This window comes from Polaromonas sp. P4_F6 (genome assembly GCF_056401275.1).
Genome location: NZ_JBFUJQ010000003.1, coordinates 227,360 through 243,705 on the forward strand (window position 1 = coordinate 227,360; position 16,346 = coordinate 243,705).

Consider the following 16,346-nt stretch of genomic DNA (forward strand, 5'->3'; position numbering starts at 1 on the left):
CGGCCTCAGCGGCCCGGTTGATGCGGTGAACCGGTTCTAAGGGCTTTCTGCATTCTGACACCGCCCCCCATGCTATAAACCGGAATCGTCCGGAGACATTCATCCATATCTTGCAGCATCAGATCGGCTGATGCAGTGCCGCAATGACCACAACAGTTTAATGAAGCGCGGTTTTTACACCATCATGGCGGCCCAGTTTTTCAGCTCGCTGGCTGATAACGCGCTGTTTGTGGCCGCCGTGGAGCTGCTCAAGACCAGCGGGGCGCCCAAGTGGCAGCCGGCGGCGCTGGTGCCCATGTTTGCCTTGTTTTACGTGGTGTTGGCGCCTTTTGTGGGCGCTTTCGCCGACGCGCGGCCCAAGGGCAACGTGATGTTCGTGAGCAATGCCATCAAGGTCATCGGCTGCCTCATGATGCTGTTCGGCTCGCACCCGCTGCTGGCCTACGCCATCGTCGGGCTGGGCGCCGCCGCTTATTCGCCGGCCAAATACGGCATCCTCACCGAACTGCTGCCGGCCTCGCAGCTCGTCAAGGCCAACGGCTGGATCGAGGGGCTGACGATTTCCTCCATCATCCTGGGCGTGCTGCTGGGCGGCCAGCTGGTCGGCCACACGGTGTCCAGCCTGCTGCTGTCGTTTGACTTCCCGGTTTTCGACACCGGCATAGACACCGCGCCCGAAGCGGCGATCGCCGTGCTGATCCTGCTGTACATCATCGCGGCCTGGTTCAACACCCGCATCCCCGACACCGGCGTCGAGATGCGGCCCATGCCGCGCAACAAGCTCGAGCTGCTGCCCGACTTCTGGAACTGCAATTCGGCGCTGTGGCGCGACAAGCTGGGCCAGATCTCGCTGTCCACCACCACCTTGTTCTGGGGCGTTTCCGGCAACCTGCGCTACATCGTGCTGGCCTGGAGCGCCGCGGCCCTGGGCTACAGCACCTCGCAGGCCTCCTCGCTGGTCGGCGTGGTGGCCATAGGCACGGCCGTGGGCGCCGTGATGGCCTCCATGCGCATGCGGCTGGACCAGGCCACCAGCGTGATGCCGCTGGGCATTGCCATGGGCCTGCTGGTCGTGCTGATGAATTTCATCGGCAGCGTCTGGGTGGCCGCCCCCTTCCTGATCCTGCTGGGCGGCCTGGGCGGCTTCCTGGTGGTGCCCATGAACGCGCTGCTGCAGCACCGCGGCCACAACCTGATGGGCGCGGGCCGCTCCATCGCGGTGCAGAACTTCAACGAACAGGCCTGCATCCTGAGCCTGGGCGCTTTCTACAGCCTGTCCACCGGCATGGGCCTGTCGGCCTTCGGCGCCATCACCGCCTTCGGCATCGTGGTGGCCGGCTTTATGTGGCTGATCCAGCGCTGGCACCAGCACAACCTTGTCAAACACAAGGAACAGGTCGACCACCTGCTGAGCATCGCCCGCAGCGATAAATCGCACTGATGGCGGCCGACGCAACAGGCGCCGCCGTGCGCAGCGGCACGCCCAAAGCCGTGCTGGCTCTTACATTCAATGCCTTCGTCTGGGGCGTGTCCTGGTGGCCGCTGCGCCAGCTGCAAAGCCTGGGCCTGCACCCGCTGTGGACCACGGCGCTGGTCTATGCGATTGTGGTGGCCGGGCTGCTGGTCTTGATGCCGAAAGCCTGGCGCGGCTTTGCCGCGCATCCGCAGCTGTGGCTCCTGGCGGCGGGCGCGGGCCTGACCAATGTCGGCTTCAACTGGGCCGTGACCGTCGGCGACGTGGTGCGTGTGGTGCTGCTGTTCTACCTGATGCCGGCCTGGTCGGTGCTGGTGGCCTGGGCCATGCTGGGCGAAAAACCCACGCCGGCCTCGCTGCTGCGCCTGCTGCTGGCCATGGCCGGCGTATTGATTGTGCTCAAGACGCCCGACTCCCCCTGGCCCGTGCCGCAAGGCGGGGCCGACTGGCTGGCCATCATGGGCGGCTTCAGCTTCGCGCTGACCAACGCCATGCTGCGCAAATCCAGGCACACGCTCGGTGAATCGCGCATGCTGGCCATGTTCGGCGGCAGCGGCCTGATGGCGGCTTGCGCCGCATTGGTCGGCATGTCGCAAGCCGCGGTGCCCGCGCCGGCTTTGGCGCTGGCGGGCATTCCGGTGGCGCTGGGGCTGGCGCTGGCTTTCATGGCCAGCAACGCCTGCCTGCAGTACGGCGCGGCGCGCCTGGCCGCCGGCACCACGGCCATCGTGATGCTGACCGAAATCCTGTTCGCCAGCCTGTCCTCGGCCGCGCTGGGCGCCGCCGAGCTCACGCCGCGCATCCTGCTGGGCGGCAGCCTGATCGTGCTGGCCGCGCTGCTGGCGGCCATGGCGCCATCGGCGTCTGCCCAAACCGCGCCGGGCGGTGCAGAATCGCGGTAAACCGGCAACCGGGACGGCGCCGGCAACAACCGCACCAGGAGACACCCCCATGAGCACCGTCTACGATTTCGAAGCACGCCAGATCAACGGCCAGGACATCTCGCTGGCCGGGTTCAAGGGCAAGGTCATGCTGATCGTCAACACCGCCAGCAAGTGCGGCTTCACGCCGCAGTTCGGCGGCCTCGAAGAGCTGCACAAGCAATACGCCGGCAAGGGCCTGGCGGTGCTGGGTTTTCCCTGCAACCAGTTCGGCTCGCAGGACCCGGGCGCCGACGGCGAGATCGAGTCTTTCTGCCAGGTCAACTACGGCGTGAGCTTTCCCATGATGTCCAAGATCGATGTCAACGGCCCGGCCGCGCATCCGCTCTACAAATGGCTGTCGGCCGAGGCGCCCGGCCTGCTGGGCAGCAAATCCATCAAATGGAACTTCACCAAATTCCTGGTCGGCAAGGACGGCAAGGTGATCCGGCGCTACGCGCCCACCGACAAACCGGCCGACCTGGCCAAGGATATCGAGGCCGCACTAGCCGCCTGAGGCAGAGCCGCCCTGCGTGTAACTCAAGGAGGCTTGGGGCCGGCTTTGACGGTGCGCAAATAATCCGCCAGCGTGCGGCCCGCCTCGTGGCCCACGCGCTCGTCCAGCACGTCGATCTCTGCCATGCGGTCCACGCGAAAGCTGCGAAAGTCCTGCCGGGTCTCGCACCAGGCGCCCAGCGTCCAGACGCTGCCCCAGTAAAAACAGCCCAGCGGCCAGAGCACGCGCCGGCTTTCGCGCCCGGCCGCATCGAGGTAACGCACATCCACCTTGCAGCGCGCATGCACCGCCTCGCGCAGCAGCTGCAGGCTGCGCTGCGTGGCTTCATCGGGATTGATCACCACCGCATACAGCGGCACACCTTCGGCCGCCGCACGCGCCGTGGGCGGCAGCACCGAAAAAATCTTGCTCCAGGCCGCCTCCGCATCGCCCGCCATGGCCGGGTCCAGCCAGGCCTGGGCCAGGCGCACCGAGGCGGCCAGTGCATTGGCTTCCTTTTGCGTGAACATCAGCGGCGGCAGGTCAAAGCCCGCGCCCAGCCGGTAACCCACACCGGCCTCGCCTTCAATCGGCACCCCCTGGTGCTGCAGGTCGGCCACATCGCGGTAAATGGTGCGCTCAGACACCTCCAGCCGCTTGGCCAGGAATTCCGCCGTGCTCAGGCGGCGGCCGCGAATCAGCTGGACTAGATGGAAAAGGCGGTCGGCGCGGCGCATGGTGTGTTGAGTGATTTGAATGACCGCAGCTTAACGCGTGTCGAAATGGCCAACATACGCGATGCGCGGCTATAGTGCAGGCATCCATCTGCGCGCGTATTGCCCTCCGACAAACTGAGGAGACATCGTGGTGTTTCGTGGAACTTCCATACCCGTATAAATGAGTCGGCTGGGTGTCGCTGGGGCCGCGCGAGGACTACGCAAAGCTCCAGCGCTCACCGGTGATGAAGCCGGTCGATGACAAGCCCGTCTGGTCCATCATCTGTTTTGTCGTGCCCGCGGAGCATCGCGGCCAGGGCGTCGCGCGGGCGCTGCTGGACGGGGCGATTGCCTACGCCAAAAAACAGGGCGTGACGCTGCTGGAGGCCTACCCGGTGGACAAGCCCGGCCGCGCCCAGGACGACACCATGTGGTTCGGCGCCAAGTCCATGTACGACGACGCCGGCTTTGAAGAGGTCGCGCGCCGCAAGCCGCAGCGGCCCGTGGTGCGCATCAAGCCCGTCTGAGCTGCCGATAAGCGTTGGCGCACAATGATGCCGAAGCGGGGGCAAATACCATGAGCAATCCCAACGGCGATAAAGTCTTCAGCGGCTCGATTCCTAAGCTCTATGAAACGTATCTGGTTCCGCTGATCTTCGAGCCCTACGCGGCAGATCTGGTGGCGCGGCTTGCGTCGAGGCCTTTGACGCGTGTTCTCGAGATCGCGGCCGGCACCGGTGTCGTGACGCGCGCGTTGACAAGCGTGCTGCCCGAAAGGGTCTCCATCGTGGCCACGGATTTGAATCAGTCGATGCTGGACCAGGCCTCTGCGGTTGGGACCGTGCGCCCGGTGGAGTGGCGGCAGGCAGATGCCATGCAACTGCCTTTTCCGGACGCGAGTTTTGACGCGGTGGTGTGCCAATTCGGAGCCATGTTCTTCCCCGAAAGGTCAAAAGCGTTTGCAGAAACACGCCGGGTGCTCAGGCCGGGAGGTATTTTCATTTTTAATGTATGGGACCGGATTGAGGAAAACGAATTCGCCGACACCGTGATCACGGCGCTGGAATCCGTCTTTCCTCAAGACCCGCCGCGCTTCCTGGCCCGCACGCCGCACGGCTATTACGAGCACCGGAGCATCGAGCAAGATCTTGCAAACGGCGGATTTATGGCGCCACCTCAAATCAGCACGGTTGCAGCGCGAAGCCGGGCGGAATCTGCCCGGGTTCCAGCGATCGCCTACTGCCAGGGCACGCCGCTGCGAAACGAGATCGAAACGCGCGACGCTTCGCGGCTTCTGGAAGCCACCGACGTTGCGGCGGAAGCGATTGCCCGGCGCTTCGGACGCGGGCCGGTGGACGGCAAAATCCAGGCGCATGTTGTCACCATTGAAAACTGAGCGCGCGAACTGTGCGTGCCGCGCCCTGGCAAGCCGTTCGAGGCGGATGGCCGCCTGTTCGGCCGCACCCAGATGGATGCTGGCTGCCTTTTACCGCCACCTCTGGGACAACGAGGACAGCATAGGCGCCTGAGCCGCGCCATTTCCACGCCGCAGCCGTTGAGGCGCTGGACAGTATTTCCAATATGATGGAAAATAAATTCCATCATGACAGAAATTCCCTCCGACCTGAACCAGCGCATCGCCGAACGCGTGCGTGAGTTGCGCGCCGCCAAAAGCCTGTCGCTGGAAGCGCTGGCCGCGAAAAGCGGCGTAAGCCGTTCCATGATCTCATTGATAGAGCGCGGCGAGAGCAGCCCCACAGCCGTTGTGCTGGAGCGCCTGGCCACCGGCCTGGGCGTGATGCTGGCTTCGCTGTTTGACGCACCCGCCGCCCAGGCACCCGCCAGCCCCATCAGCCCTGTTGCGCGCCATGCGGACCAAGTGCAGTGGCAGGACCCGGCCTCGGGCTATGTGCGGCGCAACATCTCGCCGCCCGGCGTGCCGCAGCCCATGCAGATCGTCGAAGTGCATTTCCCGCCGGGCGGGCGCGTGGCCTTTGAGACCGGCGCGCGCGACGCGCGTGTGCACCAGCAGGTGTGGGTGCTCGAAGGCGCGATCGACATCACCGTGGGCGAGGCACGCCACGCGCTGCGCGAAGGCGACTGCCTGGCCATGCAGCTGGACCGCCCCACGATGTTCCACAACCCCACGCGAAAACCCGCGCGCTATGCGGTGGTGATCGCCACTGAACCCGCATGAACACCATGACGAACACCCCACTTTGGTCGCTGCGGCGCCTGCATGAAGTGAATGAGGCGCAGATCAACGAACTCGCCGGTGTGCTGATCGACTGCGTGGAAGGCGACGCCTCGGTGAGTTTTATGCACCCGCTGCCGCGCGACCGCGCTGAAACCTTCTGGCGCGGCGTGGCCGAAGGCGTGGCGGCGGGCGACCGCGCGCTGCTGGTGGCCGAGGATGGCCAAGGCATTTGCGGCACGGTGCAATTGGTGCTGGCCCAGCCCGAGAACCAGCCGCACCGCGCCGACCTGGCCAAGATGCTGGTGCACCGCCGCTGCCGCCGCCAGGGCCTGGGCGAGGCCTTGATGCGGGCCGCCGAATCCATGGCGCGCGACTGCGGCAAGACGCTGCTGGTGCTGGACACCGTGACCGGCGACAACGGCGAGCGCCTGTACCAGCGCCTGGGCTGGCAGCGCGTCGGCGTGATTCCCGGCTACGCGCTGCTGCCGCGCGGCGGGCTGGTGGGCACAACGGTGTTTTACCGCGAGCTGGCCTGACGGAAGTTGTTGTGGGCTGTTGGCGTGCCGGCGGCAGGCGCAAGCCCCGCGGCGCGTGCGCCGCTGTTCTCAGGCTTTTTTAGCGGCGCGATGAACCACCATGCGCTCATGCAGGCGTGTGACGATGCGGCTTCCCGTCCTGACGAAGAAGAAGGGGAACACGCCGTGGATGAACGCGGCGACGGCGGCCGACAGCAGCGGCACGGCAAATGAAAAGGAAGCCGACATGTGCTCGAAATAGCTCTCCCCTACGGAGTCAGGGTGTTCCTTGAACAGCTGGAGAATTTTTTCCATGGTCGTATCCGTCGGTTTTCGGGGTTTGCGCCCCGTTTGCATCAATGCCTGCCAGGAATCATAGGCCTGCGGATCGGAAAATAAGTTGCAAGTTCGGCTAGAAATCCTTCCATAATTAGAATTATTTTCTAATAATCTGGCCACATGGACAAAAAAGATATCCGGATCCTGGAGCTGTTGCAAGACGATGCTTCGATGGGGCTCAATGAGCTGGCCCACGCCGTCAGTCTGTCGCCGACACCTTGCTGGCGGCGAATCCAGAAGCTGCGCGACGAAGGCGTGATCAAACAGCAGGTCACCTTGTGCGACCCAGTCAAGCTCAATCTGGGCCTGACGGCTTTTGTGAGCATCCGTGCCAGCCTGCACAACGACGCATGGACCCAGCGCTTCATCAAAGGCATCGTCGCCATCCGCGAGGTGGTGGAGGTCTACCGGATGACGGGCGATATCGACTACCTGCTGAAGGTCGTCGTGCCCGACATTGCCGGTTACGACAGCGTGTACAAACGCCTGATCAAGGTCGCCGAACTGCAGGACGTGAGTTCGGGCTTTGTGATGGAGGTGGTCAAGCACACCACCGCCCTCCCCACGGATTACGCGCTGCCGGCCTGAGGGGCTGAAAGCGTTAAAACCCCAGCACCGCGCCATCGGCCCGCATGGCCTGCGCGATCAGCCGCATGTCGTGGTCGCTGATATCGAACAAGCCGAAACGGAACTTGTAGCCCCAGCGCTGGCGGTCTTCCACAAACTCGAAGTCATCGAGCAGCGGCAGGATGGACGCCTCCTGCGCGGCCACATAGGCCACGTCGCGGCGAAAAGGCACAAAACCGCCGCCCATGTCAAAGGCGTAGGGCTCGCCGGCCCGCACCAGGCCTATGGAGACAAAGCGCTGGAGTTTGTCCTTGCCGCCCATGGTCAGCGCGGGCGAATAGTAGACCACCCGGTCGCCGGCCGACATGCGCCTGAGCGGCGCGCTTTTGCCGTGGCAGACCTGCATATAGCCGGTGTCCGGCGTCGCGCAGCCGCGCCGGGCGTGCTCGGCGCTGGCGACGGCTATCCAGTTCCTGCGGTTCATGCGAGGGCGTGCAGGCCGACGCGGTTGCCGTCCAGGTCGGTGATGTGGGCGAAAAACCCCAGGCCGGGCGGCAGCGCCTGGCGTGGCAGCGCGACCTTGCCGCCGGCCTTGACGGCGCGCGCCAATGCGGCGTCCAGCGAGGGCGAGGCATCGAGGTAAATCAGGGTTCCATTCGATGCCGGCGCCGACGCGGTGGGGCCTGCCAACAGGGCGCCGCCCACACCTTCCTCGCGCTCATAGGGAAACACCGCGCCTTCCGACGGGCCCATGGGCTCGCGGCGCATCTTGCACTCGAGCACGGCTTCGTAAAAGGCCTGGGCTTTGTCCAGTTGGGTGCTGGGGATTTCAAACCAGGTGACGGCGTTTTTCATGGGAGGCTCCTTGTGTGTTGAAGAAGCCTTGATGATGCGGACCTGCTACTGACAACGTCATGTCAGGAGGATGTTGGCCCCCACGCTTCCCGCTTCGCGAGCCTACGGCGTTGCGCTGCCCCTTTCCTCACATAACGGGGCGCTGCGCCTGCGGCCTGGCAAAGCCAGTTCCGCGGCCCTGGCTTGCACGGATGTTTCGGGCGTTTCGCTCGACTCAGAACCTCAACCCCTCATCCAGCACTTCCACCCAATGCCGCACCGGCGTTGCCGTGCCGCTTTGCAGGTGGGTGATGCAGCCGATGTTGGCCGAGATGATGGTGCCGGGCGCCGAGGCCTGCAGATTGCCCAGCTTGCGGTCGCGCAGCTGGCAGGCGATCTCCGGGTTGAGCACCGAGTAAGTGCCGGCCGAGCCGCAGCACAGGTGGGATTCAGAGGCCGCCAGCGTTACCTGGAAACCCAGCGCGCCCATCAGCGTCTCCACTCCGCCGCGCAGCTGCTGGCCGTGCTGCAGGGTGCAGGGCGGGTGGAACACCAGCGCGCCGGCCTGGGCCTTGACCTTGCCCTGCAGCTCACCGACCAGTTCGGGCATCAGCTCGCTGAGGTCGCGCGTGAGTTCGCTGATGCGCGCGGCCTTGGCCGCATAGGCCGGGTCGTCCTTGAGCAGGTGGCCGTAGTCCTTGACGGTGACGCCACAGCCCGAGGCATTCATGACGATGGCTTCCACGCCTCCGCCCTCACCCGCTCCACCCGCCGCCACATGCGGCCACCAGGCATCGATGTTGCGCCGCATCTGGTCCTTGCCGCCTTCCTGGTCGTTGAGGTGGAATTTGACCGCACCGCAGCAGCCGGCCTTGGACGCCAGCACAGTTTCTATGCCGGCCGCGTCCAGCACGCGCGCGGTCGCGGCATTGATGTTGGGCATCATGGCCGGCTGCACGCAGCCTTCAAGCATCAGCATCTTGCGCGCATGCGCGCGCCGCGGCCAGGCACCGGCCTCCTGTTTGGGCGGCACCTTGTTTTTGAGGGCCTCAGGCAGCAGGCCGCGCACGGCCTGGCCGGCCTTCATGGCGGGCGCGAACAGCGGCGAGGGCAAACCTTCCTTCAGGGCCCAGCGCAAGGCCTTCTCGCTGGCCGGACGCGGCACACGCTCATCGACCAGCTTGCGGCCTATGTCAACCAGGTGGCCGTATTCGACGCCGCTGGGGCAGGTGCTTTCGCAGTTGCGGCAGGTGAGGCAGCGGTCAAGGTGCAGCTGGGTCTTGCGCGTGGGCGCCTCGCCTTCGAGCACCTGCTTGATCAGGTAGATGCGGCCGCGCGGACCGTCGAGCTCGTCGCCCAGCAGCTGGTAGGTCGGGCAGGTGGCTGTGCAGAAGCCGCAGTGCACACATTTGCGCAAAATGGCTTCGGCCTCGCGGCCCTCGGCGCTGTCCTTGAATTCGGGGGAAAGATGGGTTTGCATAAAGTCAGCGCGCCTCTTTCAGGGCCAGTGCCCTGCGGCGGCGCACACGCCGGAAGTCCGCATACAGGGGCGGCAAGGACAGCGCCAGCAGCATGAGCGCCAGCGGCACGACCCAGATAAAGCCGATGTACTTGAAGCCGGCCGCGCCCACCACGCCGCCGGCGATGAACATCGCCAGCAAGGTGCCGAACAGCCGCAGTTTGATGCGGTTGGCGCGCACGCGCGACTCGGGCGGGCTGGCCGTGCGGTTCCAGTAAAACATCTTGCCGAGCTCTATGCCCAGGTCGGTGATCACGCCGGTCATATGGGTGGTGCGGATCTGCGAGGACGAGATCTTGCTGACCAGCGCGTTCTGCAGGCCCATGGTGAAGGCCAGCACCAGCACGGTCAGCGGCACGGCGAAAGGGGTCTGGCGATTCAGCGTCGCGCCCAGCAGCCCGAACAGCAGCATCAGCAAGGCCTCCAGCAGCAGGGGCAGCGCGTATTCGCTGCGCAGGTGGCTCTGGCGCGCCCAGTTCACCAGCACGGCGGTCGCGGCGGCGCCGGTGGTAAAGGCCAGCAGCGCCCCGACGGCGCCCAGCACCAGCGCCATGTGGCCCAGGACCAGATTGTCGGCCAGCAGGGAGGCGAAGCCCGTCATGTGCGAGGTGTACATGCCGACCACCAGAAAACCGCCGGCATTGATGGCGCCGGCATTGAACGCCAGCAAGCCGCCCAGCAGGCGGTTCATATAGGGCGTGCGGTGCTGCCCGGTCAGGTGGCGAAGGCGTCGCATGGCTTGTTTACCAGCCTGCGTACATGCGGCCGGGGTTGAACACGCCGGCCGGGTCGAACTGCTTTTTGAGTTCGCGGTGTATGCGGTCCAGCGGCGGCTTGAGCGCGGAGAACACCGGCACGGATTTGCCGGCCGAACGGAACAAGGTGGCATGGCCATGAGCCCCGGCCGCCGCTTCGCGTAGCAGCGCCGCATCGCCGTCAGGCCGCTTGACCCAGCGCTGCGCGCCACCCCACTCCAGCAGCGTCTCGCCCAAGTCAAGCGGCGGCGCCGTGTCGGGCAGGCTGAGCCGCCACAGCGATTCACCGCCCTGCAAGGCAAAGAAGGGCTGGGCCTGCTCGCGCAGCGCAGTCCAATGGCGGGCCGCGTCGCTGTCCAGAACTTCTCCACCCATGGATTTTTGCGCGGCGGCGACGGCGGCTTTCGCGCCGCGCAGGCGCACCCACAGGCGGCCCTCTCGCCAGCAGGAGGCGTTGACAGGCAAGGGCATGGCGCCCCAGCGATTGAGTTGTTGCAACGCCGCGGCCTCATCCATGTCAAAGACCAGCGTGGCCTCTTGCGGCGCCAGCGGCAAGACCTTGAGGGAAACCTCCAGCAGCACACCCAGGGTACCCAGCGAGCCGGCCATCAGGCGCGAGACGTCGTAGCCGGCCACATTCTTCATGACCTGGCCGCCGAAGACCAGGCGCTCGCCCTTGCCGTTGAGCAACACCACGCCCAGCATGTAGTCGCGCACGGCGCCCACGCTGGCACGCGCCGGGCCGCTCAGGCCGCTGGCCACCATGCCGCCCACGGTGGCTTTGGCTTGCGCGCCGTCGAAATGCGGTGGCTCAAAGGGCAGGCACTGGCCTTGGTCGGCCAGCAGCGCTTCAAGTTCTGCCAGCGGGGTGCCGGCGCGCGCGGTGACCACCAGTTCACTGGGCTCGTAGCTCGTGATGCCGCTGTGCGGCCGGATGTCCAGGATCTCGCCCCTGAGGGTCTGGCCGAAAAAATCTTTGCTGCCGCCGCCGCGCAGGCGCAGCGGCGTGCCGGCAGCGGCCGCGCTGCGCACGCGCTCAGCCAATGCGGCGCTCATATCAATATCTACAAGCATGGCGCTCATGGTAAGCCGCGCGGGCTGGGGCCATATTGATTTTTTTGAACGCGGCCTGTTCGGTTTTTTCCGTCGGCCTCAATCCTGGAAGAAGTTCACCGGCAGGCCGGGCACCTCAACCTGCATGGAAAACACGCAGCCCGAATCGGGATAGTGCTGCAGTTCCTGCGCGGGCCGGTTGTAGCGCGCGGTGGTGAGGTACAGGGTTTTGAGGTCGTCGCCGCCGAAGCAGGGCATGGTGGGGCAGCGCGCCGGCACGGCGAACTCGGCCAACAACGCACCGGCGGGCGAGAGCTTGAGCATGCGCCCGCCTTCAAACATCGCGACGTAGTAATTGCCCTCGCGGTCCACGGCGGCGCCGTCGGGCCGGCCACCATAGCCGGCCATGCCGGGCAGCCAGCCTTCGGGCTTGCCGGGCCACTGCGCGAACACGCGGGGCTCGGTCATGGTGTTGCGTTCGGCGTCCCAGTTCCATGCCCGGATGATGTGGCGCGGCGTGTCGGACCAGTAAACCGTGGCCGCATCGGGCGACCAGGCCAGGCCGTTGGCGATGATGGCGTCGCCCGCCTTGCGCTCGACCACAGGGGCGCGGCCGCCGCGGCAGTCCAGCGAAAACAGCTCGGCCGTGGACTTGTCGCGCGGCTCGTACATGGTGCCGGCCCAGAAGCGCCCCAGCGGGTCGGCCTTGCCGTCGTTAAAGCGCGTGGTCGCCGTGTCGTGGCCGGCCCGCATGAGCTGGTGCAGTTCACCGCCCCACTCTTTCGCGCGGTAAATGCCGTCGCGCAGCGCGACCACCAGGCCCCCGCTGCGCGCCGGCGCGATGCTGCCGGGTTCGGAGGGCATGGCCCAGCTTTCCACCGTGCCCATAAAGACGTTGCAGCGGTGCAGCTGCCGGCCGGGAATATCTATCCAGTACAGCATCTGCTCGTCGGGGTGCCAGAACGGCGATTCGCCGAGTCCGCTGGGCGGTGCAGCAAGGGTTTGCCAGGTCATCACGCTACCTTTGTTTGTGTGTGGACAGCCGCCACTGTAACGCCCCCCCAAAAAAAACAGCCCACCGGTTTGCACCGGCGGGCTGAACATCCAAAGGAGACTCTCAGTAAATATCTGGCAGGACTGGGCCGCCTGCGGGGCAGCCCGTCCGATGTATCAGCGGTTGTAAGCAGTTTCGCCGTGGGACGTGATGTCCAGGCCTTCGCGCTCGTCTTCTTCGCTGACACGCAGGCCTATGGTCAGGTCCACCACCTTGTAGGCGATGAAGGAGACCACGCCGGACCAGACGATGGTGATCAGCACGGCCTTGGCCTGGATCCAGAGCTGGCCGGCGATGGTGTAGGCGTCGGGCGTGACGGCCGTGGCGGTCACCCAGTCACCCACGAAGCTTGGGCCACCCAGTGCAGGCGAGTTGAAGACGCCGGTGAGCAATGCGCCCAGGATACCGCCCACGCCGTGCACGCCGAACACGTCCAGCGAGTCGTCGGCACCCAGCAGTTTCTTCAGGCCGTTCACACCCCAGAGGCAGGCGAAGCCGGCAACCAGGCCGATGACCAGGCCGCCGCCGATGCCGACGTTGCCGGCTGCGGGGGTGATGGCCACCAGGCCGGCGACGGCGCCGGAGGCTGCACCCAGCATCGAAGCCTTGCCGCGCATCAGTGCTTCACCGACGCACCATGCCAGCACGGCGGCAGCGGTGGCGCCCAGTGTGTTGATAAAGGCCAGGGCGGCGAAACCGTTCGCTTCCAGGGCGGAGCCGGCGTTGAAGCCGAACCAGCCCACCCACAGCAGTGCGGAGCCGACCATGGTCAGGGTCAGGCTGTGAGGTGCCATGGCTTCCTTGCCGTAGCCGATGCGCTTGCCGATGCAGAAGGCGCCGACCAGGCCGGCGACGGCGGCGTTGATGTGCACCACGGTGCCGCCCGCGAAGTCCAGGGCGCCCATCTGCCAGATGTAGCCGCCCTTGCCGTTCATCGCGTCGACCACTTCCTTGCCGGTGTAGGCGTCAGGGCCCATCCAGAACCAGACCATGTGGGCGATAGGCGCATAGCTGAAGGTGAACCAGATGGCCATGAACAGCAGCACGGCGGAGAACTTGATGCGTTCGGCGAAGGCGCCGACGATCAGCGCGCAGGTGATGCCGGCGAAGGTGGCCTGGAAGGCGGCGAACACGATCTCGGGGATCACGACACCCTTGCTGAAGGTCGCGCCGTTGGCGAAGGTGCCCGCGACGTTGTCCCAGATGCCCTTCATGAAGAGCCGGTCGAAACCGCCGAAGAAGGCATTGCCCTCGGTAAACGCCAGGCTGTAGCCGTAGATGAACCACAGCACGACGATCATCGAGAAGGTGACCATGACCTGCATCAACACGGACAGCATGTTCTTGCTGCGGACCAGGCCGCCGTAGAACAGCGCCAGGCCGGGCACGGTCATCATGATGACCAGCAGCGTGGAGACCATCATCCAGGCGGTGTCACCCTTGTTGGGAACCGGTGCGGGGGCTGCCGACGCGGCGGCTGCAGGTGCGGAAGCGGCGGCGGCCGGGGCGGCAGCAGCCGAGGCTGCGGGCGCGGCGGCTGAAGCGGCCGCTTCAGCCGGTTTGGCTTCGGCTGCGGAAGCGGCGGGCGCGGCGGCCGGGGCTTGCGCCATGACGGCGCCTGTTGTCATCAGGCTCAGTCCCAATACAAGGGAAGCAAGTATTTTTTTCATGTCGATGTTCTCTTTTTGTGTGGATTGAGCCTTACAGCGCTTCCTTGCCGGTTTCACCGGTACGGATGCGCACGACCTGCTCGAGGTTGTAGACAAAGACCTTGCCGTCGCCGATCTTGCCGGTGCGGGCCGCGCCTTCGACCGCTTCGATCACGCGGTCCACCAGGTCGTCGGAGACAGCCGCCTCGATCTTGACCTTGGGCAGGAAGTCGACGACATATTCCGCACCGCGGTACAGCTCGGTGTGGCCTTTCTGGCGGCCGAAGCCCTTGACTTCAGTGACCGTGATGCCTTGCACGCCAATACCGGACAGCGCTTCCCGCACTTCGTCCAGCTTGAACGGTTTGATGATGGCCGTTACGAGTTTCATGTTCAGGTTTCCTCCAAGGATGAATAAAGAAGCGGCCCCTCGGTGCGCCACTCCAGCTGCTTTACGGTTTTTCTGAGCGTAAAGGTCAGGCGCTCTGATTCAGGGATTTCGACGGTTGCGGAAAGGGTCCTATTCCCGGATTCCACGAAGTCTTCGTAGCACGTACCGTGCCAAAGCAAGCCCCTTGACCGGGCGCAGTCCACCCGCTTCGCGCTTGCCACGTTGAACATGGGAATCCAAAAAAACACGATAAGCACCAGATTGGGGCGTTCATCACGCACAACTTTGGAGCATCACCAGGGAGTTAGTTCATGAGCCTGTCTTTAGTGCACAGCCGCGCCTTGCTGGGGCTGGAAGCGCGGCCCGTCCGCGTCGAGGTCCACCTGGCCAACGGCCTGCCCAGCTTCACGCTGGTCGGCCTGGCCGAAACCGAGGTCAAGGAGGCCCGCGAACGCGTGCGCTCCGCCATCCAGAACACCGGCCTGGAGTTTCCCGCCAATAAGCGGATCACCGTCAACCTCGCGCCGGCCGACCTGCCCAAGGATTCCGGCCGCTTCGACCTGCCGATTGCCCTGGGCATCCTGGCGGCCAGCGGCCAGGTCGATGCCCGCAAGCTGGAAGGCTATGAGTTCGCGGGCGAGCTGTCCCTGGGTGGCGACCTGCGGCCTGTGCGCGGCGCGCTGGCCATGAGCCTGGCGCTGGCCCGCCCCGGGCGCGACGCTGCTGGCGCCGGAAAACTGCCCAAATTGGTGCTGCCGGACGCCAGCGCCCAGGAAGCGGCCCTGGTGCCCGGTGCGGAAATCTTCCGGGCGCTGCATTTACTCGACGTGGTCAGGCAGTTTTTGCCGGGGGATGCCCCCGTGGAGGCGCTGGACGGCTGGTCGCGGGTGAAGCCGGCACCGCCGCCGCCGCAGTCGGCCTACCCGGACCTGGCCGACGTGAAAGGCCAGGCCGCCGCCCGTCGCGCGCTGGAAATCGCGGCCGCCGGCGGCCATAGCGTGCTCATGATGGGCGCGCCCGGCTCCGGCAAGTCCATGCTGGCGCAGCGTTTTGCCGGCCTGCTGCCGGCCATGAGCACCGAAGAAGCGCTGGAAAGCGCCGCGGTGGCCTCCCTGGGCGGCCGTTTCTCCCTGGATAAATGGGCGCTGCGCCCGACCTGCGCGCCCCACCATACCGCCAGTGCCGTGGCCCTGGTCGGCGGCGGCTCGCCGCCACGGCCCGGCGAGATCTCGCTGGCGCACCGCGGCGTGCTGTTTCTTGACGAGCTGCCCGAGTTTCCGCGCGCGGCGCTGGAGGCGCTGCGCGAGCCGCTGGAGTCCGGCAGCATCACCATCTCGCGGGCCGCCCAGCGCGCCGAGTTCCCGGCCCGCTTCCAGCTGGTCGCGGCCATGAACCCCTGCCCCTGCGGCTACCTGGGCTCCAGCCTGCGGGCCTGCCGCTGCTCGCCCGAGCAGGTCTCGCGCTACCAGGGCAAACTCAGCGGCCCGCTGCTGGACCGCATAGACCTGCATGTGGAAGTCGGCGCCCTGGCGGCCGATGAGCTGGTGAACGCGCCGCCCGGTGAGGCCACGGCCGATATCCGGCGCCGCGTCGTCGCGGCGCGCGAGCGCGCCCTGGCCCGCCAAGGCAGCACCAACCAGGCGCTGGCGGGCCAGGCCATAGACGCGCAATGCCAGCTCGACGACGACGCCGCGAAATTCCTCAACACCGCGGCCGCCCGCCTGGGCTGGTCGGGCCGCAGCATCCACCGCTGCCTGAAAGTCGCCAGGACGATTGCCGACCTGGCCGGCGCGCAGGTGGTGCAAACGATGCATGTCGCGGAGGCGGTGCAATACCGGCGGGCGCTCAAGGCCGCCCCGTGAAGGCC

19 protein-coding genes are annotated in these 16,346 nt (G+C 66.0%); 9 read left to right on the top strand and 10 right to left on the bottom strand.

Annotated features, from left to right (window positions below):
- Positions 1–160 precede the first annotated feature (160 nt).
- From lplT to AC1DUN_RS10525, 3 genes are read left to right on the top strand one after another with little or no spacing between them, the layout of a single operon-like run.
- Positions 161–1,441, top strand: a complete 1,281-nt coding sequence (gene lplT / locus AC1DUN_RS10515; RefSeq protein ID WP_477713892.1) for a lysophospholipid transporter LplT — start codon at positions 161–163, stop codon at positions 1,439–1,441.
- Positions 1,441–2,376 (top strand): DMT family transporter, encoded by a 936-nt coding sequence (locus AC1DUN_RS10520; protein WP_477713893.1) that lies wholly within the window; start codon positions 1,441–1,443, stop codon positions 2,374–2,376. Before lplT ends, AC1DUN_RS10520 begins: the two co-directional genes overlap by 1 nt.
- 49 nt (positions 2,377–2,425) lie before the next feature.
- Positions 2,426–2,911: a glutathione peroxidase gene (locus AC1DUN_RS10525; RefSeq protein ID WP_477664183.1), complete on the top strand. Its 486-nt coding sequence runs from the start codon at positions 2,426–2,428 to the stop codon at positions 2,909–2,911.
- Positions 2,912–2,934: 23 nt separating this feature from the next.
- Here AC1DUN_RS10525 and AC1DUN_RS10530 read toward each other — a convergent pair whose 3' ends face one another.
- Entirely contained in the window at positions 2,935–3,627 is a 693-nt protein-coding gene (locus tag AC1DUN_RS10530) for a helix-turn-helix transcriptional regulator (RefSeq protein ID WP_477701137.1), read from the bottom strand.
- A gap of 173 nt (positions 3,628–3,800) precedes the next feature.
- On the opposite strand from AC1DUN_RS10530, the gene AC1DUN_RS10535 reads away from it, so the two are divergent.
- The 4 genes from AC1DUN_RS10535 (at position 3,801) to AC1DUN_RS10550 (ending at position 6,339) form a co-directional block, all read left to right on the top strand.
- On the top strand, positions 3,801–4,133 hold the full coding sequence (locus tag AC1DUN_RS10535; protein WP_477713894.1) for a GNAT family N-acetyltransferase: 333 nt from the start codon (positions 3,801–3,803) through the stop codon (positions 4,131–4,133).
- A 50-nt stretch (positions 4,134–4,183) separates the two neighbouring features.
- Positions 4,184–5,002: a class I SAM-dependent methyltransferase gene (locus tag AC1DUN_RS10540; protein WP_477713895.1), complete on the top strand. Its 819-nt coding sequence runs from the start codon at positions 4,184–4,186 to the stop codon at positions 5,000–5,002.
- 207 nt (positions 5,003–5,209) lie between these two features.
- A complete protein-coding gene (locus AC1DUN_RS10545; protein ID WP_477713896.1) occupies positions 5,210–5,803 on the top strand; it encodes a helix-turn-helix domain-containing protein in 594 nt (197 codons plus the stop codon).
- Positions 5,804–5,808: 5 nt separating this feature from the next.
- Positions 5,809–6,339 (top strand): GNAT family N-acetyltransferase, encoded by a 531-nt coding sequence (locus AC1DUN_RS10550; protein ID WP_477713897.1) that lies wholly within the window; start codon positions 5,809–5,811, stop codon positions 6,337–6,339.
- A 69-nt stretch (positions 6,340–6,408) separates the two neighbouring features.
- Here the strand turns inward: AC1DUN_RS10550 and AC1DUN_RS10555 are convergent, their stop codons facing one another.
- On the bottom strand, positions 6,409–6,633 hold the full coding sequence (locus tag AC1DUN_RS10555) for a DUF6356 family protein (RefSeq protein ID WP_477713898.1): 225 nt from the start codon (positions 6,631–6,633) through the stop codon (positions 6,409–6,411).
- Positions 6,634–6,777: 144 nt separating this feature from the next.
- Here AC1DUN_RS10555 and AC1DUN_RS10560 point away from each other — a divergent pair, with 144 nt between their 5' ends.
- On the top strand, positions 6,778–7,245 hold the full coding sequence (locus AC1DUN_RS10560) for an Lrp/AsnC family transcriptional regulator (protein WP_477664191.1): 468 nt from the start codon (positions 6,778–6,780) through the stop codon (positions 7,243–7,245).
- A 13-nt stretch (positions 7,246–7,258) separates the two neighbouring features.
- On the opposite strand, the gene AC1DUN_RS10565 is transcribed toward AC1DUN_RS10560, so the two are convergent.
- The 8 genes from AC1DUN_RS10565 to glnK all read right to left on the bottom strand — a co-directional run bounded on the left by AC1DUN_RS10565 (position 7,259) and on the right by glnK (position 14,479).
- Positions 7,259–7,708 (bottom strand): EVE domain-containing protein, encoded by a 450-nt coding sequence (locus tag AC1DUN_RS10565; protein WP_477713899.1) that lies wholly within the window; start codon positions 7,706–7,708, stop codon positions 7,259–7,261.
- Positions 7,705–8,079, bottom strand: a complete 375-nt coding sequence (locus AC1DUN_RS10570; protein ID WP_477713900.1) for a VOC family protein — start codon at positions 8,077–8,079, stop codon at positions 7,705–7,707. The genes AC1DUN_RS10565 and AC1DUN_RS10570 overlap by 4 nt, the downstream gene beginning before the upstream one ends.
- 214 nt (positions 8,080–8,293) lie before the next feature.
- Complete coding sequence (gene glcF / locus AC1DUN_RS10575) at positions 8,294–9,538, bottom strand: glycolate oxidase subunit GlcF (RefSeq protein ID WP_477713901.1); 1,245 nt, start codon at positions 9,536–9,538, stop codon at positions 8,294–8,296.
- A 4-nt stretch (positions 9,539–9,542) separates the two neighbouring features.
- Positions 9,543–10,313, bottom strand: coding sequence for a YoaK family protein (locus tag AC1DUN_RS10580; RefSeq protein WP_477713902.1), 771 nt, complete (start codon positions 10,311–10,313; stop codon positions 9,543–9,545).
- A 7-nt stretch (positions 10,314–10,320) separates the two neighbouring features.
- Positions 10,321–11,415 (bottom strand): glycolate oxidase subunit GlcE, encoded by a 1,095-nt coding sequence (gene glcE, locus AC1DUN_RS10585; protein ID WP_477713903.1) that lies wholly within the window; start codon positions 11,413–11,415, stop codon positions 10,321–10,323.
- A gap of 69 nt (positions 11,416–11,484) precedes the next feature.
- Entirely contained in the window at positions 11,485–12,399 is a 915-nt protein-coding gene (locus AC1DUN_RS10590; RefSeq protein ID WP_477713904.1) for an SMP-30/gluconolactonase/LRE family protein, read from the bottom strand.
- Between the two features lie 156 nt (positions 12,400–12,555).
- Positions 12,556–14,109 carry an ammonium transporter gene (locus tag AC1DUN_RS10595; RefSeq protein WP_477713905.1) on the bottom strand — a complete coding sequence of 518 codons (1,554 nt, stop codon included), beginning with the start codon at positions 14,107–14,109 and terminating at the stop codon, positions 12,556–12,558.
- Positions 14,110–14,140: 31 nt separating this feature from the next.
- A complete protein-coding gene (gene glnK / locus AC1DUN_RS10600) occupies positions 14,141–14,479 on the bottom strand; it encodes a P-II family nitrogen regulator (RefSeq protein ID WP_007873831.1) in 339 nt (112 codons plus the stop codon).
- Positions 14,480–14,790: 311 nt separating this feature from the next.
- Here glnK and AC1DUN_RS10605 point away from each other — a divergent pair, with 311 nt between their 5' ends.
- Positions 14,791–16,341, top strand: a complete 1,551-nt coding sequence (locus AC1DUN_RS10605) for a YifB family Mg chelatase-like AAA ATPase (protein ID WP_477713906.1) — start codon at positions 14,791–14,793, stop codon at positions 16,339–16,341.
- The last annotated feature ends 5 nt before the right edge of the window (positions 16,342–16,346 follow it).